A 25,120-nucleotide genomic window follows, 5' to 3' on the forward strand; every position below is an offset into this window, starting at 1 on the left:
CTTCCTTAGGCAGGCTGTGGGGTCAGGCGCTCGAACAGCGCCTCCAGGGTATTGAAGCGTTCTTCGGGGCGTTCCATCGGAACCAGGAAGCGGAACTGGGTGGCGCCTTCGAACTTGTAGCGTTTGGGCTGGCCCTGGATCAGCTTGATCAGGGTCAGCGGGTCGACCGGGGTTTCGGCTTCGAATTCCAGCTTGCCGCCATTGGGGCCGGCATCGACCTTCTTGATGCCGAGCTTTTCCGCCAGCAGCTTGAGCTGGGTCAGGCGGATCAGGTTCTTGGTCGGCTCAGGCAGCAGCCCGAAGCGGTCGATCATCTCTACTTGCAAGTCCTTGAGGCCTTCTTCGTCGGCCGCCGAGGCGATGCGCTTGTAGAGGATCAGCCGCGCGTGCACGTCGGGCAGGTAGTCCTCGGGGATCAGTGCCGGCAGGCGCAGGTTGATCTCCGGGCCGCCGCCCAGCGGTTGCTCCAGGTTCGGCTGGGTGCCCTTGCGGATGGCCTTGACCGCACGTTCGAGCATTTCCATGTAGAGGGTAAAGCCCACCGCCTGGATCTGCCCGCTCTGGCCTTCGCCCAGCAGCTCGCCGGCACCGCGAATTTCCAGGTCGTTGGTGGCCAGCACGAAGCCTGCGCCCAGGTCCTGGGTGTTGGCGATGGCTTCCAGGCGCTTTTCGGCGTCCGTGCTGATTTTCTGCCGCTGCGGGGTGAGCAGGTAGGCATAGGCCTGGTGGTGGCTGCGCCCCACGCGGCCGCGCAGCTGGTGCAACTGGGCCAGGCCGAACTTGTCGGCGCGTTCGATGACGATGGTGTTGGCGCTGGGCACGTCGATGCCGGTTTCGATGATGGTCGAGGCGATCAGCACGTTGAAGCGCTTGTGGTAGAAGTCGCTCATCACCTGTTCCAGCTCGCGCTCGCGCATCTGCCCGTGGCCGATGCCGATACGCGCCTCGGGCACCAGCTCGGCCAGGTCGGCGGCGCATTTCTCGATGGTTTTCACATCGTTGTGCAGGTAGTACACCTGGCCGCCGCGCAGCAGCTCACGCAGCAGCGCTTCCTTGACCGTGCTGTTGTTCTGCTCCATCACGAAGGTGCGCACCGACAGGCGTCGCGCCGGTGGCGTGGCGATGATCGACAGGTCGCGCATGCCCGCCACCGCCATGTTCAGCGTGCGCGGAATAGGCGTGGCGGTGAGGGTGAGGATGTCCACCTCGCTGCGCAGGGCCTTGAGCTGTTCCTTCTGGCGCACGCCGAAACGGTGTTCCTCGTCGATGATGGCCAGGCCCAGGTCCTTGAACCGCACATCATCCTGCAGCAGCTTGTGGGTGCCGATCAGGATGTCGATCTTGCCTTCGGCAAGGTCGGCGGCGGCGGCGGCCACTTCCTTGGCCGACTTGAAGCGGCTCATCACTTCCACCTTCACCGGCCATTCGGCGAAGCGGTCGCGGAAGCTGTTGTAGTGCTGCTGGGCGAGCAGGGTGGTGGGCACCAGCACCGCCACCTGGCGGCCACTGTGCACGGCGATGAAGGCCGCGCGCATGGCCACTTCGGTTTTGCCGAAGCCGACGTCGCCGCACACCAGGCGGTCCATGGGCTTGGGCGCGAGCATGTCGACCCGCACCGCTTCGATGGCGGCCTGCTGGTCGGGGGTTTCCTCGAACGGGAAGCCGGCGCTGAAGGTGGCGTAGTCGGCGGCTGGGTCGGCGAAGGCATAACCCTTGCGCGCCGCGCGGCGGGCATAGATGTCGAGCAGTTCGGCGGCAACGTCGCGCACCTGCTCGGCGGCCTTGCGCTTGGCCTTCTGCCAGGCTTCGGAGCCCAGCCGGTGCAACGGCGCCAGGGCGTCATCGCTGCCGGTGTAGCGGGCGATCAGGTGCAGGTTGGCCACCGGTACGTACAGCTTGGCGCCCTCGGCGTATTCCAGGGTGAGGAATTCGGCGGCCTGGCCGTCGATTTCCAGTGTCGCCAGGCCCAGGTAGCGGCCCACGCCGTGGTCGATGTGCACCACCGGCGCGCCTTCGCGCAGCTCGGTCAGGTTCTTGATGACCGCATCGTTGGCCGCCTCGCCGCGCTTCTCGCGGCGCCGGCGCTGCATCACGCGTTGGCCGAACAGCGGGCTCTCGGCAACCAGGGCGATGGCCGGGTCGTCCAGCAGCAGGCCGTCGTCGAGCGGGGCGATGGTAATCGCCAGGCGGTCGCGGCCGGTGATGAAGTCGTCCCAGCCCTCTACCGTTTGCGGGCGCAGCTTGAGGCGTTCGAGCAGCTCCAGCAGCACCTCGCGGCGGCCTGCGGACTCGGCGGTGAACAGCACGCGGCCGCTGAACTGGTCGAGGAAGTTGGCCAGCTCGGCCAGCGGCTGGTTGGCCTTGGCCTCGATGGCAAGGTTTGGCAGGGCCCGCGCCGGGAAGCGCTCGCGGCCGGCGCCGGGCTCGATTTCCTCGGCGCTGACCACCACCCGTGGCCACTGCTTGAGCTGGGCGAAGCAGTCTTCCACCGGCAGGAACAACTCGGCGGGCGGCAGCAGTGGGCGGCTCAGGTCGCCGCGGCGTTCTTCGTAGCGCCCGCGCACGTCGTTCCAGAAGTGCTCGGCGGCCTGTTCCACGCCCGGCAGGGAGAACACCTGGGTGTTGCTGGGCAGGTAGTCGAACAGGGTCGAGGTGTCTTCGAAGAACAGCGGCAGGTAGTACTCGATGCCGGCGGGGATGATGCCGCTGGCCAGGTCCTGGAAGATCGCGCTGCGGCGAAAGTCCACGTCGAAACGCTCGCGGAACCGCGCCTTGAAGCGGGTGACCTCTTCCTTCTGCATCGGGAACTCGCGCGCCGGCAGCAGGCGGATCGAGTCGACTTTGTCGATCGAGCGCTGGGTTTCCGGGTCGAAGGTGCGCAGGGTTTCGATTTCGTCATCGAACAGGTCGATGCGATAGGGCAGCTTGCTGCCCATCGGGAACAGGTCGATCAGTGCGCCGCGCACGGCGAACTCGCCATGCTCGTACACCGTGTCGACGCAGCGGTAGCCACTGGCTTCCAGGCGCGTGCGCATCTGCTCCACGTCCACGGTCTGGCCCACGTCCAGCACCAGGCTACTGCCCAGCAGGAAGCGGGTCGGGGCCAGGCGGTGCAGGGCCGTGGTGATCGGCACGACGAGAATGCCGTGGCTCAGCTCCGGCAGCCGGTACAGGCTGGCGATGCGCTGGGAGATGATGTCCTGGTGCGGCGAGAACAGGTCGTAGGGCAGGGTTTCCCAATCGGGAAACGGCAGCACCGGAAGGTCCGGGGCAAAGAAGCGAAGTTCCTGTTCCAGGCGGTCGGCCGCCTGGCTGTCGGCAGTCAGCAGCAGGGTAAAGCGGCCCGCACTGCTGGCGGCCTCGGCGATGGCGAGGCTGAGGGCGGCACCGGGCAGGTTGCCCCAGGTTTGTTTGCCGGCCGTGGCCGACATTTGCGGAAGGCGCAGAACTGACACGGGAGATTGCACTCCAAGCGTTGCGGCAAAGAGGTCGATTGTACCGGTGACGGTGCCTGCTGTCAGGCTTCACAGGCCATCAACAGCGGGCTTTGGCGGCGGCGACAGGCGCTCATTGCCGGTTACGCGCTGGGGCGTCATAATGTAGCCCCTTTTTTCTGTCCCTACATGTGGAAGGTTCCCGTGACTCAGAAGCCCGACCAGTGTCTTGGTGAGTGGATTGATCGTGAAGCCCTGGCTGAAGCGATGATCCCGCTTATCGGTCAGCTCTACCGCAACAACAACGTGGTGAGCTCGATTTATGGCCGCAGCCTGATCAACCGTTCGGTTATCTCGATCCTCAAAGCCCACCGCTTTGCGCGTCACCGTCAAACCGACGAGACCGAACTGTCCGTACACGAGACATTCCCCCTGCTCAAGGCAATGAGCGAGCTGAAACTGGGCGCCGCTTCGGTCGACCTGGGCAAGCTGGCCAACAAGTTCAAGCAGGAAGGCAACGGCCGCACTGCCGAGCAGTTCGTCCGTGAAGAGCTGGCCGACGTGGTTGGCCAGCAGAACGCCTCGGCGCGCAAGGGCACCGACGTGGTGCTGTACGGCTTTGGCCGCATCGGCCGCCTGCTGGCGCGCATCCTGATCGAGAAAACCGGTGGTGGCGACGGCCTGCGCCTGCGCGCCATCGTCGTGCGCAAAGGCGCCGAGAACGACCTGGTCAAGCGTGCCAGCCTGCTGCGCCGTGACTCGGTGCATGGCCCGTTCGATGGCACCATCACCATCGATGAAGCCAACAACACCATCACTGCCAACGGCAACCTGATCCAGATCATCTACGCCAAGAGCCCGAGCGAAGTCGACTACACCCAGTACGGCATCGACAACGCGCTGATCGTCGACAACACCGGCGTATGGCGTGACGCCGACGGCCTGGGCCAGCACCTGGCCTGCCCGGGCGCTGCCCGCGTGATCCTCACCGCACCTGGCAAGGGCGCGCTGAAGAACATCGTGCACGGCATCAACCACGGCGACATCACTGCCGATGACAAGATCATCTCGGCAGCGTCCTGCACCACCAACGCCATCGTGCCGGTGCTCAAGGCCATCAACGACCAGTACGGCATCGTCAACGGCCACGTCGAAACCGTTCACTCGTTCACCAACGACCAGAACCTGATCGACAACTTCCACAAGGGCAGCCGCCGTGGCCGTGCCGCGCCGCTGAACATGGTCATTACCGAAACCGGCGCCGCCACCGCTGCCGCCAAGGCACTGCCAGTGCTCAAGGGCAAGCTGACCGGCAACGCCATTCGCGTACCGACGCCGAACGTGTCGATGGCCATTCTCAACCTGAACCTTGAGAAACCGACCACTCGCGACGAAATCAACGAGTACCTGCGCCAAACCGCCATGCACTCGGAACTGCACAAGCAGATCGACTACGTCAGCTCCCAGGAAGTGGTTTCCACCGACTTCGTAGGCTCGCGCCATGCTGGCGTGGTGGATGCCGAGGCAACCATCGCCAACGACAACCGCGTTGTACTGTACGTTTGGTACGACAACGAGTTCGGTTACAGCTGCCAGGTGGTTCGCGTGATGGAAGAGATGTCGGGTGTGAACCCGCCAGCGTTTCCACGCTGATTCGCTTGTAAGCGCGTGAGAAAACGGGAACCTTCGGGTTCCCGTTTTTTTTGCCTGGCATTTAGGGGTTGCCTGTGCGGGCCTCTTCGCGGGGCCCGCCCAGGCAATCGAGATCTCAACATTGCGCGCATTACTTTCAATCCCGCTGATGCTCCTCACCGCCTGCAACCAGGGCCCGACCCTGGAGCGCCTGGGCGGCCCGACCATGGGCAGCAGCTACAGCATCCAGTACGTGCGCGAACCCGGCGGCCCGGCACCGACCCAGGTCCAGGCCGCCGTCGAGTCCATCCTCCACGACATCGACCAGCATTACTCGACCTACCGTGGCGACTCCACCGTCAGCCAGTTCAACCAACTCCCTGCAAACCAATGCATGGCCCTTCCGGCCGACATGCTCGAACTGGTCGCCCTCGGCCAGCACCTGGCCGAGCTGAGCGACGGCGCCTACGACCTCACCGTCGAGCCGCTGCTCGACCTCTGGGGCTTCGGCCCCCAGGCCCGCCACGAGCAGGTGCCCGGCCCACAGGCACTGGCCCAGGCGCGCCAGCGCGTGGGCTACCGCCACCTGCGCATCGACGGCCAGGCGCTGTGCAAGGACGCCCCGGTGCAGTTGGACTTCAACAGCATCGCGGCCGGCCACGCCGTCGACCTGATCGCCGAGCGCCTGCAGGCCATGGGCGTGGCCAGTTTCGTCGCCGAAGCCACCGGCGAGCTCAAGGCCGTGGGCCGCAAGCCCGATGGCAGCTCCTGGCGTATCGCCCTGGAGTTGCCCCGCGAGGACCGCCAGATCGCCCGCCAGATCATTGCAGTCAATGGCCTGGGCGTATCGACCTCGGGTGACTATCGTCATTATTTCGAGGAGAATGGCCGGCGCTATTCGCACACCTTCGATGCCCGCTTGGGGCGCCCAGTGGATCACGACCTGGCCGCAGTGACCGTGCTCGATGCCTCGGCGCTGCAAGCCGACGGCTATTCGACCCTGTTGTTGATCCTGGGGCCGGAGCGCGGTTGGGACTTTGCCGTGGCCCATGGCCTGGCGGCGGTGTTGGTGACTCGGGCAGATGGTGGCTTCGTCTCCCGTGCTACCCCTGCGTTCGAGCAGGCGGTGAAGGGCGAATGAAAGCCGAGTGAAAGCGCAGGCAGGGATGATCGCCACCAGGGAGCCGGTGAACGACATGTAGTGCAGGCAAAATTGGCCTACGACGCGACCAAGGGTTAATGTGCGCGGCGTTCACGCTTGATTAGACTGCACCCGAATTTTCTCATGGCGCCCCGGCGGCATGATCGAGCCCCGTGGGTAACCGTAACCCCGGGCCAGTTCTGAAGGAGTACGCATGGCTGTCTACAACTACGACGTAGTGGTGCTGGGTTCCGGCCCGGCCGGTGAAGGCGCGGCAATGAACGCCGCCAAAGCGGGGCGCAAGGTGGCGATGGTCGACAGCCGCCGCCAGGTCGGGGGCAACTGCACCCACCTGGGCACGATCCCGTCCAAGGCACTGCGTCACTCGGTGCGGCAGATCATGCAGTTCAACACCAACCCGATGTTCCGCGCCATCGGCGAGCCGCGCTGGTTCTCGTTCCCCGACGTGCTCAAGAGCGCCGAGAAGGTGATTGCCAAGCAGGTTGCCTCGCGCACCGGCTACTACGCACGTAACCGCGTCGACGTGTTCTTCGGCACCGGCAGCTTCGCCGACGAGCAAACCGTTGAAGTGGTATGCCCCAACGGTGTGGTGGAAAAACTCAACGCCAAGCACATCATCATCGCCACCGGCTCGCGCCCTTATCGCCCGGCCGATATCGACTTCCACCACCCGCGCGTCTACGACAGCGACACCATCCTCAGCCTCAGCCACACCCCACGCAAGCTGATCGTGTACGGCGCCGGGGTAATCGGTTGCGAATACGCCTCGATCTTCAGCGGCCTGGGTGTGCTGGTGGAGCTGGTGGACAACCGCGGCCAGCTGCTGAGCTTCCTGGACTCGGAAATTTCCCAGGCCCTGAGCTACCACTTCAGCAACAACAACATCACCGTGCGCCACAACGAAGAGTATGAGCGCGTGGAAGGCCTGGACAACGGGGTGATCCTGCACCTGAAGTCGGGCAAGAAAATCAAGGCCGACGCCTTGCTGTGGTGCAACGGCCGTACCGGCAACACCGACAAGCTGGGCCTGGAAAACATCGGCATCAAGGTCAATAGCCGTGGCCAGATCGAGGTCGACGAGGCCTACCGCACCAGCGTGCCGAACATCTACGGCGCCGGTGACGTGATCGGCTGGCCGAGCCTGGCCAGCGCCGCCCACGACCAGGGCCGTTCGGCGGCCGGCAGCATCGTCGACAATGGCAGCTGGCGCTTCGTCAACGACGTGCCAACCGGCATCTACACCATCCCGGAGATCAGCTCGATCGGCAAGAACGAGCAGGAGCTGACCCAGGCCAAGGTGCCGTACGAAGTGGGCAAGGCGTTCTTCAAGAGCATGGCGCGTGCGCAGATCGCCGGCGAGCCGCAAGGCATGCTGAAGATTCTGTTCCACCGCGAAACCCTGGAAATCCTTGGCGTGCACTGCTTCGGCTACCAGGCTTCGGAAATCGTTCACATCGGCCAGGCGGTGATGAACCAGCCGGGCGAGCAGAACAACCTGAAGTACTTCGTCAACACCACGTTCAACTACCCGACCATGGCCGAAGCCTATCGGGTAGCTGCCTACGACGGCCTGAACCGGCTTTTTTGACCGGCTCCGGCCGGTGGCCTGAGCCGGTCGGGGAGACCGATTTCAGCCCTACCCGAGGGTGGTCTTGGCCAAACCGGGAAAGTCTGTAATCAGGCTGTCCACGCCAAAATCAGCGAGCCGGCGCATCAGTGCCGGTTCGTTGACCGTCCACACCGACACATGCAAACCCTGGCCCTGGGCTTTGAGCAGGCGCTCGGGGGTGCACAGCGTCCAGTTCAACGCCAATAGCTCGCAGCCGTAGTTCTGCGCCACCTTCAGCGGGTCGAGCCAGGCGTATTCGGCCACCAGCCCGCGTTTCACGTCCGGTACCAGTTCCTGCGCCGCGCCCAGCACTTCGCGTGAGCTGGAGGTGATGGTGACTTTGTCCAGCAAGCCGTACTGCTGGGCCAGCTCGCGAATCGCCAGCACGGTGGTGGCGGCGCGGGTGCGCGAGGCGCTTTTGACCTCCAGCTGCCAGTGCTCGAACGGGCATTTCTCGAACAGCTCTTCAAGGGTTGGAATAGGGCAGGGCTGCACATGGCCCGGGCCACCCTTGCGCGCGTCGATCTTGACCAGTTCGGCGGCAGGGTGTTCCACCACCTTGCCGCGCCGGCCGGTGGTGCGTTTGAGGGTCGGGTCGTGGATCACCATCAGCTCGTTGTCGGCCGACAGGTGCAGGTCGAGCTCGCAGCGGGTCACGCCGTGGGACAGGCAGTGCTGGAAGCTTTGCAGGGTGTTCTCGGGGGCTTCGCCCTTGGCGCCGCGGTGGCCGTAGATCAGGGTCACGTTCGTTCCTTCAAATCAAAGAGAAAAGGGCTCAGGAGGCGGGGCCGTCTTGTTCCAGTTGCTGGCGCCGCTGCTGCTGTTGGCGCTGGAGGATGTAGCGGGCCAGCAGTTGCCGTTGCGAATCGGTCATGTCGGTAAATTCGGTGCCGACCTCGAAATCGCCGCCAGGGCGTGGGTCGCAGTGGGTCACCTTGCCGCGCAGCAGCAGGCCGTGGGCGCGGGGCATCAATACCATCTTCACCTTCACCCGGGTGCCGGGGGTAACCGGCTGGGCTTGTGCGTACTCGATGCCGCCTTCTGAAATGATGACCCGCTGCGGCAGGCCGACTTCGCCAAGCAGGGTGTGCGCGACCACGGCGCTGAGCAGGTCCAGGCGTTTGTTCTGGGCGCGCAGGAAAGCGGCCAGGGTGCGGTCCTTTTCGCTCAGTTGGCGCAGCAGGTGCTGCGATTCGAAGTCGGACAGGTGCAGTTCGCTGAGCAGGTTGAACAGCGGCGAATCATCTTGCAACAGTTCTGGCTCAAGGGCTTCGGCCGCCGTGAGCGGGCTGATTTCCAGTGCGATCCGATCTTCGATGCGGTAGTATTCGCGGCGATCTTCTTCGTCTAATGTCGTCATGGCGAACCCATGGTTGCGGCGGTGGTCCGAGTGTAAAGCCGCCGTAGGCGCCTCGCCACAAGGACGTTCCCTTTCATCCGAACAAGCCCCGACATGTTCAGACCTCTTTTCGCATTCATCGGTACGCGGTACACCCGTGCCAAGCGCCGTAACCACTTCGTCTCGTTCATTTCCCTGACCTCGATGATCGGCCTCGCCCTGGGCGTGGTGGTGATGATCGTGGTGCTTTCGGTGATGAACGGTTTCGACCACGAGATGCGTACCCGCGTGCTGGGCATGATCCCGCACGCCACGCTGGAGAGCGGCCAGCCGATAGGTAACTGGCCTGCCCTTGCCCAACAAGTAAAGCAGAATCCGCAGGTGCTGGCGGTGGCCCCGTACACGCAGATGCAGGGCCTGCTGACCCACGACGGCAAGGTGCAGAAGGTATTGCTCAACGGCATCGACCCGGCGCGCGAGCGGGAGGTGTCGATCATCGACAACTTCATTCTGCAGGGCCGTCTCGACCAGCTGGCGCCGGGCGAGTGGGGCATCATGATCGGTGACAAGGCCGCGGCCAAGCTGGGCGTGGCCGTGGGCGACAAGCTGACCTTCGTCGCCCCCGAGGTCAGCGTGACCCCGGCCGGCATGTTCCCGCGCATGAAGCGCTTCACCGTGGTGGGCACCTTCCACGTGGGCGCCGGCGAGATCGACGGTTACCTGGGCCTGACCAACATCACCGACCTGTCCCGCCTGCACCGCTGGAAGCCCGACCAGGTGCAGGGCCTGCGCCTGAAGTTCGACGACCTGTTCCAGGCGCCACGGGTGGCCTGGAGCATCGCCCAGCAGTTGGGCGACCAGGAGTTCTACAGCCGCGACTGGACCCGCACCCACGGCAACCTGTACCAGGCGATTCGCATGGAGAAGGCCATGATCGGCCTGCTGTTGCTGCTGATTGTCGCGGTGGCGGCGTTCAACATCATTTCCACCCTGGTGATGGTGGTCAACGACAAGCGCGGCGACATCGCCATCCTGCGCACCCTGGGCGCCACGCCCGGGCAGATCATGCTGATCTTCATGGTTCAGGGCACGGTGATCGGGGTGATCGGCACGCTGATCGGCGCCGTGGTCGGGATCATTGCCGCGCTCAACGTCAGCGCGGTGATCGCCGGCATCGAGAAACTGATCGGGCACAAGTTCCTCAACGCCGACGTCTACTTCATCGATTACCTGCCGTCGCAGATCCAGGCCCAGGACGTGTACATGGTCTGCGCTGCGGCATTGGTCCTGAGTTTCTTCGCCACCCTGTACCCGGCCTGGCGCGCAGCGCGCACCCAGCCGGCAGAGGCGCTACGTTATGAGTGAGTCGCGCATGAGTGATAAAGCCGTTCTGAGTTGCCGCAACCTGGGCAAGTCCTACGACGAGGGCCCGGCGTCGGTGCAGGTGCTGCACGGCCTGAACCTGGAGCTGCACGCCGGTGAGCGCGTGGCCATTGTCGGCAGCTCGGGTTCGGGCAAGAGTACCTTGCTCAACCTGCTGGGCGGCCTCGACCGGCCAACCCAGGGCAGCGTCTGGCTGGCCGGCGAGGAGCTGTCGGCGCTGGGTGAACGGGCCCGCGGCCTGCTGCGCAACCGCGAACTGGGCTTCGTCTACCAGTTCCACCACCTGTTGCCAGAGTTCACCGCCATGGAGAACGTGTGCATGCCGCTGCTGATCGGCCGCACCGCCATCCCCGAGGCCCGTGAGCGCGCCGAAGCCCTGCTCAAGCGCGTGGGCCTGGGCCACCGCTTGCACCATAAGCCGGCCGAGCTGTCCGGCGGTGAGCGCCAGCGTGTGGCCATCGCCCGCGCCTTGGTCAACCGCCCGGGCCTGGTGATGCTCGACGAGCCGACCGGCAACCTCGACCACCATACCGCACAGGGTATCCAGGAATTGATGCAGGAGCTTTCCAGCGCTTCGCGTACTGCGTTCCTGGTGGTGACCCACGACCTTAACCTGGCGCGTCAGATGGACCGCGTGCTGAAGCTTGAAGACGGCCGCCTGGTCGCGATCTGATAGCGCTCGGGGTGGCGATGCCGCCCCGTTTCCCCGTTTTGATTGGGTGTTCCCTACATGTTCAGACCCTTGCCCATCTTCATTGGCGCGCGCTACACCCGGGCCAAGCGCCGCAACCACTTCATCTCGTTCATTTCGATGACCTCGATGATCGGCCTGTCGCTGGGCGTGCTGGCGATGATCGTGGTGTTGTCGGTGATGAACGGCTTCCAGCGCGAAATGAGCTCGCGCATCCTGGGGCTGGTGCCGCATGCCGCCATCCTGGGGGTGCAGCCGCTGGATGATTGGCACAAGGTTGCCGATGCCGCGTTGCAGAACCCCGCGGTAATGGCCGCGGCGCCGATTTCCGAGATGGAAGGCATGCTGTCGTACAAGGGCGCGATGCAGCCGATTCAGGTCAGCGGCATCGACCCGGCCGAAGAAGACAAGGTTTCGATCGTCGGCCAGCATATCGTCCAGGGCCGCCTGCAAGACCTGCAGCCGGGTGAATACGGCGTGGTGATCGGTGAAATGACCGCACGGCGCTTTCGCCTGAACACCGGCGACAAGCTGACGCTGATCGTGCCGGAAATCAGCAAGGAACCGGGGGGCATCACCCCACGCATGCAGCGCCTGACCGTGGTCGGCATCTTCAAGGTGGGTGCCGAGCTGGATGGCTCCCAGGCCTACATGCATGTGGCCGATGCCGGTGAGATGCAGCATTGGGCGCCGGGCCAGGTGCAGGGCGTGCGCCTGAAACTGCACGACCTGTATGCCGCGCCGCAGGTGTCCAAGGCGATTGCTGCCGGCCTGGGCGAGGGTTACCGCGCCGATGACTGGTCGCACACCCAGGGTAGCCTGTTCAGCGCGATGAAAATGGAAAAGACCATGATCGGCCTGTTGCTGCTGATGATCATTGCGGTGGCGGCGTTCAACATCATCGCCACCCTGGTGATGGTGGTGAACGACAAGGGGCCGGACATCGCCATCCTCCGTACCTTGGGCGCGACGCCGGCGCAGATCATGGGCACGTTCATGGTCCAGGGCAGCTTGATTGGCGTGGTCGGCACGCTGATCGGCGGCGTGCTCGGGGTGATTGCCGCGCTCAACGTCAGCCAGATCGTTGGCTGGCTGGAGCGGGTGAGCGGGCAGCATATCTTTACCTCCGACGTGTACTTCATCAGCAGCTTGCCGTCGGAGTTGCAGGGGGGGGATGTGCTGATGATCTGTGCAGCGGGGCTGGTGATGAGCTTCCTGGCGACCATTTACCCGGCGTACCGGGCATCGCAGGTGCAGCCGGCGATAGGCTTGGCGGTCTAAACCCCGTAGGAGCGAGCAAAGCTCGCGATGCGCCGCGCAAGCGGCGCTCGATTGCATGGGCCGCATCGCGAGCTGCGCTCGCTCCTACCAGAGGCATTGTCACTCACCTTCTGGCAGCTCGATCACAAACCGGGTCCAGCCACCCTCGCAGTGTGCAACGATGCTTCCGCCATGGGCCTGCACAATCGACCGAGTAATCGCCAGGCCCAGCCCCGCATGCTCACTGCTGCCCTCGCGCCGCGCCGGGTCTACCCGGTAGAACCGGTCAAACAGGCGCGGCAGCGCCGCCGCATCGATAGCAGCGCCGGTATTGGCCACGCACACCCGTATCCCTGGCTCCAGCGTCACTCGAACCTGCCCGCCCGCCGGGGTAAAGCGCAAGGCATTGTCCAGCAGGTTGGACAGCGCCCGGCGCAACATGGGCCGGTCACCCTGCAACAGGGCTTCACCCTCGCGCAGCAACTGCACCTCGCCGTCCTCGGCCAGCGCTGCGTAATACTCCAGCAGCGCGTCCACCTCCTCGTGCAAGGCCAGCGCCACTTGCCCCGGCACCAGCAGGCCGTGGTCGGCCTTGGCCAGGAACAGCATGTCGTTGATCATTTGCGCCATCCACTGCAGCTCCTCAAGGTTGCCGTGCAAGGCCTCGCGGTATTCCTCCAGGCTGCGCGGGCGGGTGAGGGTGACCTGGGTGTGGGTCAGCAGGTTGGACAGCGGCGTGCGCAGCTCATGGGCGATGTCGGCCGAGAACGCCGACAGGCGCTGGAAGGCATCGTCCAGGCGCTGCAGCATGGCGTTCACCGTGCTGGCCAGCTCCGCCAACTCCTCGGGCATCTGCGCCACCGGCAGGCGGGTGGTGAGCGAGCGCGCCGACACGCTGGCGGCCACCTGGCCTATCTGGCGCAGGGGGCGCAGGCCACGGCGCGCGGCCCAGGCGCCGAGCAGCGCGGTGGCCAGGGCCGACAGGCCGACAGTGAGCCAGATCAGCCGCTGCATGCCCTGCAGGAAGTGCTGGTGGTGGGTGATGTCGAGGAACAGGGTCAGCCGGGGCGAGCCTTGGCCGTTCAGTTGCACGGCAAGGCTGCGGTAGTCGACGCCATTGGCATGCTGTGTCGACAGGCCGGGCGTGGCGGGCGTGGGCGGCAGGCCCGGGCGGCTGGTGAACCAGGCGGCGCCGTCGTGGCTGCTGATGCGCAGCGCCAGGTCGGCCTGGTGGCTGAGCTCGCTGTGCAGGGCGGGCAGGCGGGCAGGCAGGCCATCAAGGGTGTCCAGGCCGCCCAGCAGGCTACGCACTTGCGACAGGCGCGATTCCAGTAGCTGCTGGTCCAGCTCGATGAAGTGCTGCGCGCTGGCGTGGCTGAACAGCAGCCCGGCACCCAGCGAAACCGCTGCGGTGCAGGCTGCGAACAGCAGGGCCAGGCGCGTACCCAGGGCCATCCGGCGCATCAGTCGTGGCGCTCTTCGAGCACGTAGCCCATGCCGCGTACGGTGTGGATCAGCTTGTTGGCGTGCGGGTCGTCGACCTTCAGGCGCAGGCGGCGAATGGCAACTTCGATCACGTTGGTGTCGCTGTCGAAATTCATGTCCCACACCTGCGAGGCGATCAGCGACTTGGGCAGCACCTCGCCCTGGCGGCGCAGCAGCAGTTCGAGCAGGGCGAATTCCTTGGCGGTCAGGTCGATGCGCGTGCCGGCGCGCTCGGCGCGGCGGCGGAGCAGGTCCAGGCGCAGGTCGGCTAAGGCCAGGGTGGTGTCCTGGCTGGGGCTGGCGCCACGGCGCAGCAGGCTGCGCACCCGGGCCAGCAGCTCGGAAAAGGCGAAGGGCTTGACCAGGTAATCGTCGGCGCCCAGTTCCAGGCCATGCACGCGGTCCGCCACGGCGTCGCGGGCGGTGAGAAACAGCACCGGGGTGCCCAGGCCCGCGTTGCGCACGGCCTGGAGGATCTGCCAGCCGTTGCGGCCTGGCAGCATCACGTCGAGAATCAGCAGGTCGTGGTCGCCGGTCAGGGCCAGGTACTGGCCGGTTTCGCCGTCTGTGGCCAGTTCGGTGGTGAAGCCGGCCTCGTTCAGGCCCTGGCTGAGGTATTGGCCGGTGCGGGCCTGGTCTTCGACGATCAGCAGTTTCATGCGTTGATGGTTTTCCCTTTATGTAGGAGCGGGCTTGCCCCGCGAACACCGGTGTAACCGGTGCCATGCACCGCGTCGCCTGCTTCGCGGGGCAAGCCCGCTCCTACAGTGGTCGCACGGGCCTGTGCTGAAATGATACGTGACGAAGCAAGCGCTCGCCCAAGCTGACAAAGTTGTAATCTCCCGGTAAGCCACACGCCAGCCGCCCCTCACTAGAGTGGCTGCATCCCGCTGCAACCCTCGGAGTCATCATGAAACACCTGTTCATCGCCGCCGCCCTGGCCCTGGTCAGCCTGCCGACCCTGGCCGGCGAGGCGAAAACTTTCGCATTCGGCGAGCCTGCCCCGGCGGCCAAGGCCACCCGTACCGTCGAAGTGCTGCTCAAGGACATCGCCTTCGAGCCCAAGAGCCTGCAGGTGAAGGCCGGTGAAACCGTGCGCTTCGTGCTCATCAACCAAGGCAAGTTGCCCCATGAGTTCAACCTGGGTGACAAGGCCATGCACGCCGAGCACCAGAAGGAAATGATCGCCATGCAGGGCAAGCTGTTCAACAACGCCATGCAGCACGAGGGCATGGACCATTCGCAGATGGGCCACGGCGCCCATGGCCATGACGCTGGCAATACCGTGCTGGTGCAGCCCGGCCAGCGTGCCGAACTGACCTGGACCTTCCGCCAGTCGGCGCCCATCGAGTTCGCCTGCAACGTGCCGGGGCATTACCAGGCCGGTATGGTCGGGGCGCTGACCATCGAGTAGGCGGGCCTGCAAGGCGGGGTGCAAAACCGGTAGACTAGGGGCAATTTCGAACCCTCAGGTCAGTTTCCATGCATCCCGCCGCCGAACATTCCCCGCTGGGCAAATCCAGCGAATACATCGCCACCTACACGCCTTCGCTGCTGTTCCCGATTCCGCGCACGGCCAAGTGGGCTGAGCTTGGGGTCACCGCCCAGACCTTGCCGTGGCAGGGTGTGGACTACTGGAACTGCTTCGAGCTGTCGTGGCTGCTGCCATCGGGCAAGCCGGTGGTGGCCATTGGTGAATTCGCCATTCCGGCCGACTCGCCGAACATCATCGAGTCCAAGTCGTTCAAGCTTTACCTCAACTCCCTGAACCAGACCGTGTTCGCCTCGATTGGCGAGCTGCAGGCGTGCCTGGAAAAAGACCTGTCGGCGGCGGCTGGCAAGCCGGTGGGCGTGCAGGTGCGTACCTTGGCAGAGGTTCAGGCGCAGGGTGTGGTGGCACTGCCAGGGCAGTGCATCGACGACCTGGATGTGGCGATCGACAATTACGCGCAGCCCCAGCCGGAGTTGCTGAGCTGCAACCCGCAGCGCATCGTGGAAGAAACCCTGCACAGCCACCTGCTCAAATCCAACTGCCCGGTAACCGGCCAGCCAGACTGGGGCAGCGTGGTGGTGGAATACAAGGGCAGGGCGCTTGACCCTGCCAGCCTGCTGACCTACCTGATCAGCTTCCGCCAGCATGCCGACTTCCACGAGCAGTGCGTGGAGCGGATTTACCTGGACCTGAAGAACCTGCTGCAACCTGAGCACCTGACGGTGTATGCGCGGTATGTGCGCCGGGGCGGGCTGGACATCAACCCATACCGTAGCACTGGGGCGATCAGCCCGGTGAACCAGCGCTTGGTTCGGCAGTAAGGTCGGTGTGATTGGGGCCGCTTTGCGGCCCTTCGCGGGGCAAGCCCGCGCCTACAAAGGGGCGCGTGCCCGTAGGCGCAGGCTTGTCCGCGAAGGGCTGCAAAGCAGCCCCAATGGCTTCAGATCCCCATGCTGTGCAGCGAGTTGGCAATGCTGCGCAGGGTGGCGGTAAGGTCGGGGTGCTCGGCTTCGAAGCGTTCGATCGCCAGGTTCACCCCGTCGACCACGTTGTTGTCCGGCGTGGCTTCTTCTAGCTTCAACTGCGCCTCGATCTGCCTGGCTTCCTCGTGCAGGGCGGCCAGTTCGTCATCGGTAAGCGGCACGTTACGGTCCAGTTGCTCGCGCAGGCTGTTCAGGCGCTCTTGCAATTCGCGGGCAGGCATTGGCTTTACTCCATCAATGGCTTGGCAAGGCATGGACCTCAGCGAAGCGGCAAAGGTTCTCGCCTGCCCCCAAGCGTAATCCACTCGCCGTCGCTTTGCATGCTCTGCATCAATGGGGCTGTGTCAGGGTTTTTCACCCTTGCTGCGGCGCAGGGCGATGTCTGCAAGGCAGGTGTCCAGCTCTTCGAGGTGGTCGATCACCGAATGCACACCCAGGCGGAACAACGCCAGGGTGGCCTTGCCGCGGGCAAGGTCCTGTTCCTGCTGGGTCATGGCCTGCCACTGCGCGGAGCTGAGGTCGCAGGCCGGGCCGCAGGTGGCCAGGCCAACGGTCCACAGCCCGGCATTGAGGCCCGACTGCAGCAGTTGCGGTTCACCGCTGACCAGCACGCAGCCTTCCAGGCGTTCGCTGTCCAGGCTCATCAAGGCTTGCCAGCAGGCGTTCGGCGCCGGCCAGCGTGCGCCGTTCACCGAGTGCCCCGGCAGCCAGTCGGGCAGCACGCTGGCCAGGCGCCGGCTTTGCAGGCTGGTCAGGTCGTCCAGCCAGATGCACGGGATTTGCGCCTGGCGCAGGCCGGCGAGGGTGTCGAGGGCGCCCGGGGCGGGCAGGGGACCTTGGTCGGCGGTTTGAACCAGGCAACCGCGCAGGCCGAACAGCACAGCGGTAATGTCGGGTGCAGCGAACATGGCAACGTCCCCAAATAGACCGCAGCCTAAGCGGCGATTGTTACCGTCCTGTGACGCACAACACTTGTTCACAAAATATTCAGCATGGATGTGCGAAGCTGTTTCTCAGCGCGCAAGCCTCTATACTGCCGCCGTACAGCAGCGCACCTGTTGCGCTTGCGGCCGAAAAATCCGATGGAGAAACATCTATGCGTAGGATCGGTGCCGGTGTGATCGAGCGAGTCACCCAGGCCTGTGTCTGTGCCAGCTTGTTGCTGGCGCCCATGGCAGCCAGCCAGGCCGCCACTGAGGAAGATCCCTGGGAAGCGGTCAACCGCCCGATCTTCCGTTTCAACGACACGATCGACACCTATGCCCTCAAGCCATTGGCCAAGGGCTACCAGGCGGTCACCCCGCAGTTCCTCGAAGATGGCATTCACAACATCTTCCGCAACCTCGGCGATGTCACCAACCTGGCCAACGACGTGCTCCAGCTCAAGCCCCATGCGGCGGGCGTGGACACTGCGCGGCTGATCGTCAACACCACCTTCGGCCTGGGCGGTTTCTTCGATGTGGGCACCAAGATGGGCCTGCAACGCAATGACGAAGACTTCGGCCAGACCCTCGGCCACTGGGGCGTGCCCAGTGGCCCATACGTGGTCATCCCGCTGCTTGGCCCAAGCACCGTGCGTGACGGGCTGGCCAAGTACCCGGACACCTACACCGAACCCTACCGCTACATCGACCACGTGCCGACGCGTAATTCGATCTTCGCCCTGGACGTGATCGACACCCGCACCGCGCTGCTGCCGGCCGAGAAGTTGATTCAGGGTGACAAGTACATTTTCATCCGCAATGCCTACCTGCAGAACCGCGAGTTCAAGGTCAAGGACGGCAACGTCGAAGACGATTTCTGATCGTCGTGGGCAGGGCAAAGGCGACCTTCGGGTCGCCTTTTTCGTAACAGTTCAATGCATGGCCAGGATGCGCAGGCCAAGCTTTTGCTGGCCGCCGGGTTGGTCGGCAATCCACACCACTTCGGTGCTGGCATGCAGCCCCTTGAGGGCCGGATGGTCGGAATCGATGCGCACTTCCAGGTGGCTGCCCACCAGGAAACGCTGGGGGGCCTGCACCTGCATGCCGCCGCTGGACAAGTCCAGGCACACCGCCGCGATCACCTGCCCCTCGTGCAGCAGGGTGACTTCGGTGTCGATGCGCATGCGGATGAAATCGCGTTTTTCACTGTGGCTGGTGGGCGTATGGGGCATGCTGCGTCCTTCCCAATAGGTTGTACTGGTTGGCGTTTTTATAACTCCCGGTGATTTGCCCTGTAAAGAGCACCGAACTCGACCCATGTATGCTTGAAACGCCTGGCGGATGGGAGTACCGTCTGCGCCTTACGAGGTACCTCTGTCGGTTGCCTGGGCCGGGTTCTTGGCCTACAACTCAAGTAGAGCGTTACTACAAGTATTCCAGCAGCCGGATGTCAGCTTTGCAGACGCCCCTGCACCAACCCAAATCGGCGCCGTTCGCCCACATGCAGAAAATCAGTGCAACGCTGCTGATCATCGATGATGACGACGTGGTCCGTGCGAGCCTCGCCGCCTATCTGGAAGACAGTGGCTTCAGCGTCCTCCAGGCCGGTAACGGCCAGCAGGGGCTCCAGGTCTTCGAAGAACACCAGCCCGACCTCGTGATCTGCGATCTGCGCATGCCGCAGATGGGCGGCCTCGAACTGATCCGCCAGATCAGCGAGCGTGCGCCGCAGTTGCCGGTGATCGTGGTGTCCGGTGCCGGCGTGATGAGCGACGCGGTCGAGGCCTTGCGCCTGGGCGCTGCCGACTACCTGATCAAGCCGCTGGAAGACCTGGCCGTGCTCGAACACTCGGTACGCCGGGCCCTCGACCGTTCGCGCCTGGTGCTGGAAAACCAGCGTTACCGCGACAAGCTCGAAGCGGCCAACCGTGAATTGGAGGCCAGCCTGCACCTGTTGCAGGAAGACCAGACCGCCGGTCGCCAGGTGCAGATGAACATGCTGCCGGAAAGCCCGTGGAAGGCCGGCGAATTCGCGTTCGAGCACCAGATCATCCCTTCGCTGTACCTGTCGGGCGACTTTACCGACTATTTTCGCGTGGATGAGCGGCGCATCGCCTTCTACCTGGCCGACGTGTCCGGGCATGGTGCTTCCTCGGCGTTCGTTACCGTTTTGCTGAAGTTCATGACCACCCGGCTGATGTTCGAATTCAAGCGCAACAGCAAGCTGCGCGAGTTCAAGCCCTCGGAAGTGCTCAGCCACATCAACCGTGGGCTGATCAACTGCAAGCTGGGCAAGCACGTGACCATGGTTGGCGGGGTGATCGACGAGGAAACCGGCCTGTTGACCTACGCCGTGGGCGGCCACTTGCCGCTGCCCGTGCTGTATACCCCGGGCCAGGCGCGCTACCTTGAAGGCCGCGGCCTGCCGGTGGGGCTGTTCGATGAAGCCACCTACCAGGACCTGGTGATCGAGCTGCCGCCGCAATTCAGCCTGAGCCTGATGTCCGATGGCATTCTGGACCTTTTGCCAGGGGATACGCTCAAAGATAAAGAAGCTGCCTTGCCGGATATCGTCAAAGCAGCAGGGGGTAGCCTGGATGGGCTGCGCCAACGATTTGGATTGGCTACGCTTGGGGAGATGCCGGATGATATCGCCCTATTGGTGTTGAGCAGGAACCTTCAATGAGTACCGGTAGAATCCAGTTCGCCGAGCAGAGCGGTACCTTCGTACTGAAATTCGTCGGTGAAGTGCGCCTGACCCTGTGTTCGGCGCTGGATGCGACGATCGAGAAGATTTTCACCGCGCTGAACTTCTCGGCCATCGTCATCGACCTGACCGAAACCGAAAGCATCGACAGCACCACGCTGGGCCTGCTGGCCAAGCTGTCGATCCTGTCGCGGCAGAAGGTGGGCCTGTTGCCGACCGTGGTCACCACCAACCCGGACATTTCGCGGCTGTTGCAGTCCATGGGCTTCGACCAGGTATTCAACATCGTCGACCGCCCGGTGCCGTGCACCGAATGCCTGACCGACCTGCCGTCCCAGGACCAGAACGAAGATGTGGTGCGCTCGAAGGTGCTGGAAGCGCATAAGATCCTCATGGGCCTCAACGATTCCAACCGTGAAGCCTTCCACGACCTGGTGAGCGCCCTGGAGCGCACCTGAGCGGTGGCCTGTACGGGCCTCTTCGCGGGCAAGCCCGCTCCCACATCGATTTTGCCGCCCCCGAGCCTTTTGTAGGAGCGGGCTTGCCCGCGAAGAGGCCGGTAAGGCTAAAGGCGGTCATCCCGATTTTTCATTTGCGGCGCGCAAACTCGGCCGCTTCGCTGCCATCGGCACTTAGCTGAAACACCCGCACCGGGCGCCCTTGCTCATCGAAGAACACCTGCCCCAACCCCGCACCGTTCCACAACCGCTCGCCGGCCTTGCTGCGGCTGGGTGTGCGCGGCGTCACCTGCATCTGGCGCCGCTTGGTAAACCAGTTCAGCGGCGAGCGCGGGGCATACAGCCAGCGGTTGAGCCGGTCCAGTACATCCAGCAAGCGCCGGGGGAATTCGTTCTTGATACCGCTGCTGGTCACCTGCCACAAATGCGGGCTGCGCTGGCGGTGGCGAATCAGTACCTCGTAGACGAACGAGTAGTGCACATCGCCCGACAGGATCACGTAGTGCCCCGGCGTGCGCGAGTGGCGGAAGATGTTCAGGATCACCTGCGCCGCACCGCGGTGGGCCATCCAGTTCTCGGCGTCCACCAGCAGCGGGTAGCCCAGCCAGCTGAACAGCTTCTGCACCGCTTCGATCAGCTTCACGCCAAACAGCGGCGCCGGTGACACGATCACCGCTGACGGGTGGTCGAGCAGCGCCTGCTGCAGTTCGCACAGCGCCTCCCAGTCCAGCAGGCCGGAGGGCTTGCCCAGGTCGCTTTCGCTGCGCCAGCGGCGTGTGCGGGTGTCCAGTACCAGCAGCGGCGGCTCGGTGGGCAGGTTGAATTGCCAGCCCTGGAAACGCAGCAGCTCACCGATCAGTTCGTCCTGTTGCCGGGGCACTGCCTGGCACTGCTCGACCAGGCCATTGCAACCGTCCGGGTCGTTGCCCCAGGCCTGGCACAGCAGGTAGCCAAGCAGCGCATTGCCGATGATGCGTCGCGAGAAGGGGTGGCCGTAGGCCGTTTCTTCCCACTGGGCCGAGAGGTTCCAGTCATCGGTAATATCGTGGTCGTCAAAGATCATCAGGCAGGGCAGGTGGGCCATCGCCCGCGCTACCTGGCCAAGGTTGGCGGCAAATGCCTCGATCAGCGGCAGTTCTTCGCGGTAGCGGGCTTGGTGGTGGTGGCTCAGGCCGGCTGGCATGTGCAGGTTCACCAGGCGCCAGGGCACTGGCGACCACACCAGCAAGTACATGGCCATGACCTCGGCGAAGGTCACCAAGTGGTTGTCGGCGTTGCTGGAGGAGAAGATCGGTTTGCGCTTGCCGGCGAAAAAGCGCTCGCGCAGGGTGTCGTTGCCGGCGTGGGTGGGCAGCAGGTCGGCGCGGCGGTAGTAGCTGGCCGGGTGGTGGTAGAGCGCCTGGCTGCAGGCGACCACGGCGCCGTCCAGGGCCTCGTCGAACAGCCCCAGGCGCTCGATCAACCCATGGATGGCGCGCAGCATTGGGCCGGCGACGTCGTCGGCATACACCTGGTCGCCGGTCATCAGCAGCACGGCGGGGCGCTGCTCTGGGCGCTGGCAGGCCTGCAGCAGGCGGTCGGCGCAGAGCAGGCCATCGGCGGCGGGGTGGTGTGGCTTGCGGCAGGAGCCGTGGAGCAATTGGTCCAGGCGCTCGCGCAATACGAAGTTCGGGCGCGCCTGGCCGGGGTAGAGCAGGTGCGCTGCCCAGCCGGCGATGCCTTGGCCCTCGATCAGCAGGTCGTAAGCCAGCTCGACGTTGACTGGCAAGGGCGCGGCAAAGTGGATGTCCAGCAGGTGGATGAAGGCGTGCTTGCCCACCGGGACCACCTGGCAGTCGACCTTAACGGCGCCGTTGAAGATGAATTCAGGCTGCAGGGGCTGGCTGCCAACCAGCCAAATGGCCAGCCTTTGCGGTTCCAGCCGGCGCAGGACGGGGCCTGCGAGTACGAGGGGCAACGGAGGGATGACGGTCATCGACAGCTCGAAAGGCTAGGCGGGCCTGCGCCGTTTTCGAACACTGCGCAGCACCCTGTGGGAGCGGGTTTACCCGCGAGGTGGCCCGCGAATTCACTGCATCACAAAACCTGCACAAAACAAAACGGGCGGAAAATGCTGAACATTCCCCGCCCGCCTGGCAAACCCAATATGTATCAGGCCTTTTCAGCCATCAGCTTCTCAAGCTTCTCCTGGTCGCGGGCAAACTGGCGAATACCTTCGGCCAGTTTCTCGGTGCCCATGGCATCTTCGTTCATTGCCCAACGGAACTGGCTTTCGTTCAGTACCTGCTTGGCCTCACCGGCATTGCCCGGCTTGAGGATACGCGGCAATTCGCCCTGGTCGCTGCCCAGCTTGTCCAGCAGGTCGGGGCTGATGGTCAGGCGGTCGCAGCCGGCCAGTTGTTCGATCTGGCCGAGGTTGCGGAAGCTGGCGCCCATGACCACGGTGTTGTAGCCATTGGCCTTGTAGTAGTTGTAGATGCGCGTTACCGACTGCACGCCTGGGTCTTCGGCACCCACGTATTCCTGCCCGGTGCTTTTCTTGTACCAGTCATAGATGCGGCCGACGAACGGTGAAATCAGGAACACCCCGGCATCGGCACAGGCCTGGGCCTGGGCGAAGGAGAACAGCAGGGTGAGGTTGGTCTGGATACCTTCCTTCTCCAGCTTCTCGGCGGCGCGGATGCCTTCCCAGGTGGAGGCCAGCTTGATCAGCACGCGGTCTTTGGAAATGCCGGCGGCTTCGTACAGGGCGATGAGCTGGCGGGCCTTGTTCAGCAGCGCTGGCTCGTCGAACGACAGGCGGGCATCCACTTCGGTGGAAATACGCCCTGGAATGACCTTGAGAATCCCCGCGCCCACAGCCACGGCGAAGGTGTCGCAGGCCAGGTCCACATTGCCCTTGGCATCGGCCTTGACCTGCTTGAGCAGGTCGGCGTAACCCGGCATGGCGGCAGCCTTGAGCAGCAGCGACGGGTTGGTGGTGGCATCGACCGGTTTCAGGCGGGTGATGGCGTCCAGGTCCCCGGTGTCGGCGACCACGGTGGTGAACTGCTTGAGTTGTTCCAGCTTGGAGGTCATGGCGTGCTCTGTCCTGTGCATTTACTCGACATTACCCGAGGCCTGGCAGGTGCTCAAGAGGGCGCAGGGGTTGCCGACGGTGATGATTCGAGTCAGCACGGGGGGCGAGGTTCCCTTGGGCTATCCCGTAGGCGGGCTGCACGATCCCACGGGTTTGCGCCGATGAACGGGTAGGAGCGAGCATAGCTCGCGATGGGGCGCGCAGCGGCCCCGGGTTTTCAGCTTCGCGGCATATGACGCCGGGGCTGCTTTGCAGCCCATCGCGAGCTACGCTCGCTCCTACCAGGTCCACCGTCAACGGGTGAAAACGCGATTCTCTGTGGTAGCAGGCGACGCGGTGTTCACCCGCCTGATTTCACCGCCCCTGCATCAACTCCGCCGCCTGGTCGAACACCTGCAGCGGCTGCGCCGCCTTGTGAATATCCGCCGACAACAACTGCCGGAACCGCCGCGCCCCCGGGAACCCTTGCCCCAGCCCGAGGATATGCCGGGTGATATGGTGCATCGCGCCCCCGCTTTCCATATGCGCCACGATATAGGGCCGCAACTGCTCCAGCGCCTCGCTACGGCTGACCACCGGCGCGGCACTGCCGAACAGCTGCTGGTCCACCTCGGCCAACAGGTAAGGGTTGTGATACGCCTCACGCCCCAGCATCACGCCATCGAAGGTTTCAAGGTGCCCCTGGCACTCGGCCAGCGTCTTGATCCCGCCATTGAGCACGATCTCAAGGTCCGGGAAGTCTGCTTTCAATTGCGCCGCCACGTCATAGCGCAGCGGGGGAATCTCGCGGTTCTCCTTGGGCGACAGCCCTTCCAGAATCGCGATCCGCGCATGCACGGTAAAGCTCCGGCACCCAGCCTCGCGTACCTGGCCGACGAAGTCGCACAGTTCGGCGTAGCTGTCACGGCCATTGATGCCGATGCGGTGCTTTACCGTCACCGGCGTTGACACCGCATCCTGCATGGCCTTCACGCAATCGGCCACCAACGCCGGGTGGGCCATCAGGCAGGCGCCGATCATGTTGTTCTGCACCCGGTCGCTCGGGCAGCCGACGTTCAGGTTCACCTCGTCGTAGCCCGCTTCTTCGGCTAGCTTGGCACAGGCCGCCAGGTCCGCCGGCACGCTGCCGCCCAGCTGCAGGGCCAGCGGGTGCTCGGAAACGTCGTGGCGCAGGAAACGGTGGGCGTCGTTGTGCAGCAGGGCGCCGGTGGTGACCATTTCGGTGTAGAGCAGGGTTTGTTTGGACAGGAGGCGTAGGAAAAATCTGCAATGCCTATCTGTCCAATCCATCATAGGCGCAACGGAGAAACGCCGTGAGGGATCAGGGCGCTGCAAGGCTGGAGGTGTAGCGGAGGCTTGGGGCATTTGAGACACGTTTAGGGTACCAGGCTCGGCGGGGCGGAGCGGATGGGGATTCGGAATGGGTATAGTCTATCAATCTGGCGCAACTCCCGTCTGAAACTGTGATGGTTGGCAGTACCGA

At 64.3% G+C, this 25,120-nt stretch carries 22 protein-coding genes; 11 read left to right on the forward strand and 11 right to left on the reverse strand.

What is annotated here, in order from left to right:
* Positions 1 to 5 precede the first annotated feature (5 nt).
* Positions 6 to 3,431: a transcription-repair coupling factor gene (mfd, locus tag F3J45_RS24385; RefSeq protein ID WP_370526470.1), complete on the reverse strand. Its 3,426-nt coding sequence runs from the start codon at positions 3,429 to 3,431 to the stop codon at positions 6 to 8.
* 207 nt (positions 3,432 to 3,638) lie between these two features.
* Here mfd and F3J45_RS24390 point away from each other — a divergent pair, with 207 nt between their 5' ends.
* From F3J45_RS24390 to sthA, 3 genes are all read left to right on the forward strand, one after another.
* Positions 3,639 to 5,087 carry a glyceraldehyde-3-phosphate dehydrogenase gene (locus F3J45_RS24390; protein ID WP_370526467.1) on the forward strand — a complete coding sequence of 483 codons (1,449 nt, stop codon included), beginning with the start codon at positions 3,639 to 3,641 and terminating at the stop codon, positions 5,085 to 5,087.
* 148 nt (positions 5,088 to 5,235) lie between these two features.
* A complete protein-coding gene (locus tag F3J45_RS24395) occupies positions 5,236 to 6,207 on the forward strand; it encodes an FAD:protein FMN transferase (RefSeq protein WP_167069177.1) in 972 nt (323 codons plus the stop codon).
* Positions 6,208 to 6,421: 214 nt separating this feature from the next.
* Complete coding sequence (sthA, locus tag F3J45_RS24400) at positions 6,422 to 7,816, forward strand: Si-specific NAD(P)(+) transhydrogenase (RefSeq protein ID WP_167069180.1); 1,395 nt, start codon at positions 6,422 to 6,424, stop codon at positions 7,814 to 7,816.
* A gap of 48 nt (positions 7,817 to 7,864) precedes the next feature.
* Here sthA and F3J45_RS24405 read toward each other — a convergent pair whose 3' ends face one another.
* The gene (locus F3J45_RS24405) at positions 7,865 to 8,581 is read right to left on the reverse strand and encodes a glycerophosphodiester phosphodiesterase (protein ID WP_167069183.1); all 717 of its coding nucleotides are present in this window, start codon (positions 8,579 to 8,581) and stop codon (positions 7,865 to 7,867) included.
* A gap of 31 nt (positions 8,582 to 8,612) precedes the next feature.
* Positions 8,613 to 9,197, reverse strand: coding sequence for a PilZ domain-containing protein (locus F3J45_RS24410; protein WP_167069186.1), 585 nt, complete (start codon positions 9,195 to 9,197; stop codon positions 8,613 to 8,615).
* A 93-nt stretch (positions 9,198 to 9,290) separates the two neighbouring features.
* On the opposite strand from F3J45_RS24410, the gene F3J45_RS24415 reads away from it, so the two are divergent.
* The 3 genes from F3J45_RS24415 to F3J45_RS24425 are packed head-to-tail and all read left to right on the forward strand — an operon-like array spanning position 9,291 to position 12,531.
* Positions 9,291 to 10,541 carry a lipoprotein-releasing ABC transporter permease subunit gene (locus F3J45_RS24415; RefSeq protein ID WP_167069189.1) on the forward strand — a complete coding sequence of 417 codons (1,251 nt, stop codon included), beginning with the start codon at positions 9,291 to 9,293 and terminating at the stop codon, positions 10,539 to 10,541.
* A gap of 7 nt (positions 10,542 to 10,548) precedes the next feature.
* A complete protein-coding gene (gene lolD / locus F3J45_RS24420) occupies positions 10,549 to 11,232 on the forward strand; it encodes a lipoprotein-releasing ABC transporter ATP-binding protein LolD (RefSeq protein ID WP_205299805.1) in 684 nt (227 codons plus the stop codon).
* Between the two features lie 57 nt (positions 11,233 to 11,289).
* Positions 11,290 to 12,531 (forward strand): lipoprotein-releasing ABC transporter permease subunit, encoded by a 1,242-nt coding sequence (locus F3J45_RS24425; RefSeq protein ID WP_167069195.1) that lies wholly within the window; start codon positions 11,290 to 11,292, stop codon positions 12,529 to 12,531.
* Between the two features lie 99 nt (positions 12,532 to 12,630).
* On the opposite strand, the gene F3J45_RS24430 is transcribed toward F3J45_RS24425, so the two are convergent.
* Together F3J45_RS24430 and F3J45_RS24435 are read right to left on the reverse strand one after the other, a co-directional pair.
* On the reverse strand, positions 12,631 to 13,974 hold the full coding sequence (locus F3J45_RS24430) for a heavy metal sensor histidine kinase (protein ID WP_304623201.1): 1,344 nt from the start codon (positions 13,972 to 13,974) through the stop codon (positions 12,631 to 12,633).
* Positions 13,974 to 14,654 carry a heavy metal response regulator transcription factor gene (locus tag F3J45_RS24435; protein WP_167069199.1) on the reverse strand — a complete coding sequence of 227 codons (681 nt, stop codon included), beginning with the start codon at positions 14,652 to 14,654 and terminating at the stop codon, positions 13,974 to 13,976. Before F3J45_RS24435 ends, F3J45_RS24430 begins: the two co-directional genes overlap by 1 nt.
* Positions 14,655 to 14,905: 251 nt before the next feature.
* Here F3J45_RS24435 and F3J45_RS24440 point away from each other — a divergent pair, with 251 nt between their 5' ends.
* Complete coding sequence (locus F3J45_RS24440; protein ID WP_167069203.1) at positions 14,906 to 15,409, forward strand: plastocyanin/azurin family copper-binding protein; 504 nt, start codon at positions 14,906 to 14,908, stop codon at positions 15,407 to 15,409.
* 68 nt (positions 15,410 to 15,477) lie between these two features.
* Positions 15,478 to 16,308: an NADPH-dependent 7-cyano-7-deazaguanine reductase QueF gene (queF, locus tag F3J45_RS24445; RefSeq protein ID WP_167069206.1), complete on the forward strand. Its 831-nt coding sequence runs from the start codon at positions 15,478 to 15,480 to the stop codon at positions 16,306 to 16,308.
* A gap of 119 nt (positions 16,309 to 16,427) precedes the next feature.
* Here the strand turns inward: queF and F3J45_RS24450 are convergent, their stop codons facing one another.
* On the reverse strand, positions 16,428 to 16,691 hold the full coding sequence (locus tag F3J45_RS24450; protein ID WP_167069210.1) for a DUF4404 family protein: 264 nt from the start codon (positions 16,689 to 16,691) through the stop codon (positions 16,428 to 16,430).
* A 123-nt stretch (positions 16,692 to 16,814) separates the two neighbouring features.
* Positions 16,815 to 17,378, reverse strand: coding sequence for a phosphonoacetaldehyde phosphonohydrolase-related protein (locus F3J45_RS24455; protein ID WP_167069213.1), 564 nt, complete (start codon positions 17,376 to 17,378; stop codon positions 16,815 to 16,817).
* 188 nt (positions 17,379 to 17,566) lie between these two features.
* Between F3J45_RS24455 and F3J45_RS24460 the strand changes: the two genes are divergently transcribed.
* Positions 17,567 to 18,274: a VacJ family lipoprotein gene (locus tag F3J45_RS24460; RefSeq protein WP_167069216.1), complete on the forward strand. Its 708-nt coding sequence runs from the start codon at positions 17,567 to 17,569 to the stop codon at positions 18,272 to 18,274.
* 51 nt (positions 18,275 to 18,325) lie between these two features.
* On the opposite strand, the gene F3J45_RS24465 is transcribed toward F3J45_RS24460, so the two are convergent.
* The gene (locus F3J45_RS24465; protein ID WP_167069219.1) at positions 18,326 to 18,625 is read right to left on the reverse strand and encodes a PilZ domain-containing protein; all 300 of its coding nucleotides are present in this window, start codon (positions 18,623 to 18,625) and stop codon (positions 18,326 to 18,328) included.
* Positions 18,626 to 18,849: 224 nt separating this feature from the next.
* Between F3J45_RS24465 and rssB the strand changes: the two genes are divergently transcribed.
* Both rssB and rssC read left to right on the forward strand, forming a co-directional pair.
* Positions 18,850 to 20,079: a two-component system response regulator RssB gene (rssB, locus tag F3J45_RS24470; protein WP_205299804.1), complete on the forward strand. Its 1,230-nt coding sequence runs from the start codon at positions 18,850 to 18,852 to the stop codon at positions 20,077 to 20,079.
* Positions 20,076 to 20,558, forward strand: coding sequence for an anti-sigma factor antagonist RssC (gene rssC, locus F3J45_RS24475; RefSeq protein ID WP_167069222.1), 483 nt, complete (start codon positions 20,076 to 20,078; stop codon positions 20,556 to 20,558). The genes rssB and rssC overlap by 4 nt, the downstream gene beginning before the upstream one ends.
* Positions 20,559 to 20,688: 130 nt before the next feature.
* Here the strand turns inward: rssC and F3J45_RS24480 are convergent, their stop codons facing one another.
* From F3J45_RS24480 to dusA, 3 genes are all read right to left on the reverse strand, one after another.
* Positions 20,689 to 22,533 carry an alkaline phosphatase D family protein gene (locus F3J45_RS24480; protein ID WP_167069225.1) on the reverse strand — a complete coding sequence of 615 codons (1,845 nt, stop codon included), beginning with the start codon at positions 22,531 to 22,533 and terminating at the stop codon, positions 20,689 to 20,691.
* A gap of 176 nt (positions 22,534 to 22,709) precedes the next feature.
* Entirely contained in the window at positions 22,710 to 23,636 is a 927-nt protein-coding gene (gene tal / locus F3J45_RS24485; RefSeq protein WP_167069228.1) for a transaldolase, read from the reverse strand.
* A gap of 355 nt (positions 23,637 to 23,991) precedes the next feature.
* Complete coding sequence (gene dusA, locus F3J45_RS24490; RefSeq protein WP_167069231.1) at positions 23,992 to 25,002, reverse strand: tRNA dihydrouridine(20/20a) synthase DusA; 1,011 nt, start codon at positions 25,000 to 25,002, stop codon at positions 23,992 to 23,994.
* Between the last annotated feature and the right edge of the window lie 118 nt (positions 25,003 to 25,120).

The organism is Pantoea sp. Ap-967, from assembly GCF_011752565.1.
Lineage (GTDB): Bacteria > Pseudomonadota > Gammaproteobacteria > Pseudomonadales > Pseudomonadaceae > Aquipseudomonas.

What these genes read in the sequence shown, in the direction of transcription:
- mfd (WP_370526470.1), bottom strand. Translation starts at nt 3,431, where the DNA reads ATGTCGGCCACGGCCGGCAAACAAACCTGGGGCAACCTGCCCGGTGCC.
- F3J45_RS24395 (WP_167069177.1), top strand. Translation starts at nt 5,236, where the DNA reads ATGCTCCTCACCGCCTGCAACCAGGGCCCGACCCTGGAGCGCCTGGGC.
- sthA (WP_167069180.1), top strand. Translation starts at nt 6,422, where the DNA reads ATGGCTGTCTACAACTACGACGTAGTGGTGCTGGGTTCCGGCCCGGCC.
- F3J45_RS24410 (WP_167069186.1), bottom strand. Translation starts at nt 9,197, where the DNA reads ATGACGACATTAGACGAAGAAGATCGCCGCGAATACTACCGCATCGAA.
- F3J45_RS24415 (WP_167069189.1), top strand. Translation starts at nt 9,291, where the DNA reads ATGTTCAGACCTCTTTTCGCATTCATCGGTACGCGGTACACCCGTGCC.
- lolD (WP_205299805.1), top strand. Translation starts at nt 10,549, where the DNA reads ATGAGTGATAAAGCCGTTCTGAGTTGCCGCAACCTGGGCAAGTCCTAC.
- F3J45_RS24425 (WP_167069195.1), top strand. Translation starts at nt 11,290, where the DNA reads ATGTTCAGACCCTTGCCCATCTTCATTGGCGCGCGCTACACCCGGGCC.
- F3J45_RS24430 (WP_304623201.1), bottom strand. Translation starts at nt 13,974, where the DNA reads ATGCGCCGGATGGCCCTGGGTACGCGCCTGGCCCTGCTGTTCGCAGCC.
- F3J45_RS24435 (WP_167069199.1), bottom strand. Translation starts at nt 14,654, where the DNA reads ATGAAACTGCTGATCGTCGAAGACCAGGCCCGCACCGGCCAATACCTC.
- F3J45_RS24440 (WP_167069203.1), top strand. Translation starts at nt 14,906, where the DNA reads ATGAAACACCTGTTCATCGCCGCCGCCCTGGCCCTGGTCAGCCTGCCG.
- queF (WP_167069206.1), top strand. Translation starts at nt 15,478, where the DNA reads ATGCATCCCGCCGCCGAACATTCCCCGCTGGGCAAATCCAGCGAATAC.
- F3J45_RS24450 (WP_167069210.1), bottom strand. Translation starts at nt 16,691, where the DNA reads ATGCCTGCCCGCGAATTGCAAGAGCGCCTGAACAGCCTGCGCGAGCAA.
- F3J45_RS24455 (WP_167069213.1), bottom strand. Translation starts at nt 17,378, where the DNA reads ATGTTCGCTGCACCCGACATTACCGCTGTGCTGTTCGGCCTGCGCGGT.
- F3J45_RS24460 (WP_167069216.1), top strand. Translation starts at nt 17,567, where the DNA reads ATGCGTAGGATCGGTGCCGGTGTGATCGAGCGAGTCACCCAGGCCTGT.
- F3J45_RS24465 (WP_167069219.1), bottom strand. Translation starts at nt 18,625, where the DNA reads ATGCCCCATACGCCCACCAGCCACAGTGAAAAACGCGATTTCATCCGC.
- rssC (WP_167069222.1), top strand. Translation starts at nt 20,076, where the DNA reads ATGAGTACCGGTAGAATCCAGTTCGCCGAGCAGAGCGGTACCTTCGTA.
- F3J45_RS24480 (WP_167069225.1), bottom strand. Translation starts at nt 22,533, where the DNA reads ATGACCGTCATCCCTCCGTTGCCCCTCGTACTCGCAGGCCCCGTCCTG.
- tal (WP_167069228.1), bottom strand. Translation starts at nt 23,636, where the DNA reads ATGACCTCCAAGCTGGAACAACTCAAGCAGTTCACCACCGTGGTCGCC.
- dusA (WP_167069231.1), bottom strand. Translation starts at nt 25,002, where the DNA reads ATGCCCCAAGCCTCCGCTACACCTCCAGCCTTGCAGCGCCCTGATCCC.